Origin of the sequence: Pedobacter sp. HMWF019 (assembly GCF_003061025.1) — a bacterium.
Classification (GTDB): Bacteria; Bacteroidota; Bacteroidia; order Sphingobacteriales; family Sphingobacteriaceae; genus Pedobacter.
In genome coordinates, this window is record NZ_QAIL01000456.1 from 1 (window position 1) to 1,965 (window position 1,965).

General features: G+C 32.1%; 3 protein-coding genes. All 3 read left to right on the forward strand.

Annotation, left to right across the window (positions count from 1 at the left end; translation table 11 throughout):
• Positions 1–77: 77 nt before the first annotated feature.
• The 3 genes from DBR11_RS24135 (at position 78) to DBR11_RS24145 (ending at position 1,678) form a co-directional block, all read left to right on the forward strand.
• Positions 78–389, forward strand: coding sequence for a type II toxin-antitoxin system HigB family toxin (locus DBR11_RS24135; RefSeq protein ID WP_108555148.1), 312 nt, complete (start codon positions 78–80; stop codon positions 387–389).
• Complete coding sequence (locus DBR11_RS24140) at positions 373–732, forward strand: type II toxin-antitoxin system HigA family antitoxin (protein ID WP_108555150.1); 360 nt, start codon at positions 373–375, stop codon at positions 730–732. The genes DBR11_RS24135 and DBR11_RS24140 overlap by 17 nt, the downstream gene beginning before the upstream one ends.
• A gap of 154 nt (positions 733–886) precedes the next feature.
• Positions 887–1,678: a DUF2711 family protein gene (locus tag DBR11_RS24145; protein ID WP_108555149.1), complete on the forward strand. Its 792-nt coding sequence runs from the start codon at positions 887–889 to the stop codon at positions 1,676–1,678.
• Positions 1,679–1,965: the final 287 nt, after the last annotated feature.

Here is a 1,965-nt window from a genome sequence, read left to right on the forward strand (position 1 = left end):
CTCTTGCATTCACTACTTGATTTAAATAATCAATTAATTTGTTCCCAAAATGGGAACAATTAGTATATTTGTTAAATATGCGAGTGATAGCAGTAAAAACTCTAAAGGATTATATTAACGAATTCCACCAGGCTGAGCAGGCGTTATTAAGTTGGTATGAAGAGGCCGTTTCTGCGTTATGGAATAATCCAAATGAATTAAAAGCCCAATATAAGAATGCTTCTATCCTTAATGAAAAAAGAGTTGTATTTAATGTATATGGTAATAGTTATCGCTTAATCGTAGATATAGAATACAGATTAAAAATTGTCTTTATTGTCTGGTTTGGATCGCATAATCAATATGATAAAATAAATGCTAAAACAATTAGTTATGTTAAAACCAATTAAAACCGAGAAAGAATACGATAATGCTCTGGCTCGTGTATATGAGTTGATGCAAACTGATATCGTGGAGGGTTCTGCAATTTCTGATGAATTAGAAATCTTAAGTCTGTTAATCAAAGAATATGAATTAGTACATTATCCTATTTCTTATCCAAATCCAATAGAGGCTATAAAGTTTAGAATGGAACAGATGAACTTATCTGAAAATGAATTGAGTGACTTATTGGGTACACGTTCGAGAAAGTCTGAAATTTTATCCGGCAAAAGAAAACTAAGTCTTTCTATGATCCGGAAATTAACAGATATACTCCATATACCTGCCGAAGTGTTAATCCAAGCTTATTGATTGTTCTATTGTGAATACCAAATGATTTTTAAATGAGGTTCGCATCCCAGGGGGATCAAAAAAAGCCTCAACGAAAGCTTTTTTCCTTATGGAGTTCAACTAATATGAGTTGGCATCAAATTGTAATCATCTTCAAATCAGTCTCATTAAGCCAATGGACAACATATTTGACACAAATAACTTGTATCCTGGATATGAGTCAAAATTAAAACAACACTTTGGCCACTATTTTGACAATGTATTCATTGCTTTTTCTCCTTTCTTTCATCTTAACAAGAATGAGCAAGGAGCACTTAAAATTAGCCCTAAAAACACCATAAGTCTAACAGAGCTTCAGGAAAAGGATCATACATTCAAAAATTTAAAACCTTTTGATGGCCGTGTGATTTATACTCAAAACCCTAATTATCCAACTGATGAGGAGATAATCAAGGATGGGATAATTGTACCCTGGCAATATGTATTAGAACACGGGGGCTTTAGCGAATTATCCGAGATCAACCTTGCATTAAGAACATCAATTGGTGCTCTAAGAGACATTTATAAAAAAGAAGATCTTAACAAGATACTTGACGACTTCACTATTAAAAATGGTATTTTTCATCCCACTGAAGGTCGTATTACCATTTTAAGTTTAATGAAGATTTACCATTGCTTAACTGCGATAGGAAAGTTAGAACTTATCGTAACCGATGAATTTTTTTATGGTAGAAAAACACTTAACATATCTGAGTTTACCTGCTCGGAATTTATATTGAAAGTAAGAGGATATATGTACTTCTTCCCTATTGACAGGTCACTACTTTTTACCATAGACTGGGATAGTTTCTTCTTTTTAATTTGTGGAGATCAAGATTTACTCCATCAAATTATACCTAAATTTGAATTCGAAGGCTTTTATTGTAATGATGAAACAATGCATAATTGGGATTTTAAAGAACTATGATGTTACTGAATTAAGTGTACTTCTTGTTTTTTGATAATTTTGCTAAAATTGTCATATATAACTCTTTCAGTCCTATGATAAAAAGTATATTACAACAGGATTACTTGCAGGAACATTCTTTTACGCAAAGTTCAAGGTATTACCAACCTTCTGGGAAGTTCCAAGAGAAATTCATCTAAGTTTTCGGGTGGCACTGATGAAACGTAATGGTGTTATCATTTCTTCAATTCGTAAGTCTTTAATCTTCTTTTAAACATCAAAAACTCTATTGCTGTAAAGAACACATA

Bases quoted from the DNA above. Each gene is read 5' to 3' on its own strand.
- DBR11_RS24135 (WP_108555148.1), top strand. From the start codon at position 78: ATGCGAGTGATAGCAGTAAAAACTCTAAAGGATTATATTAACGAATTC.
- DBR11_RS24140 (WP_108555150.1), top strand. From the start codon at position 373: ATGTTAAAACCAATTAAAACCGAGAAAGAATACGATAATGCTCTGGCT.
- DBR11_RS24145 (WP_108555149.1), top strand. From the start codon at position 887: ATGGACAACATATTTGACACAAATAACTTGTATCCTGGATATGAGTCA.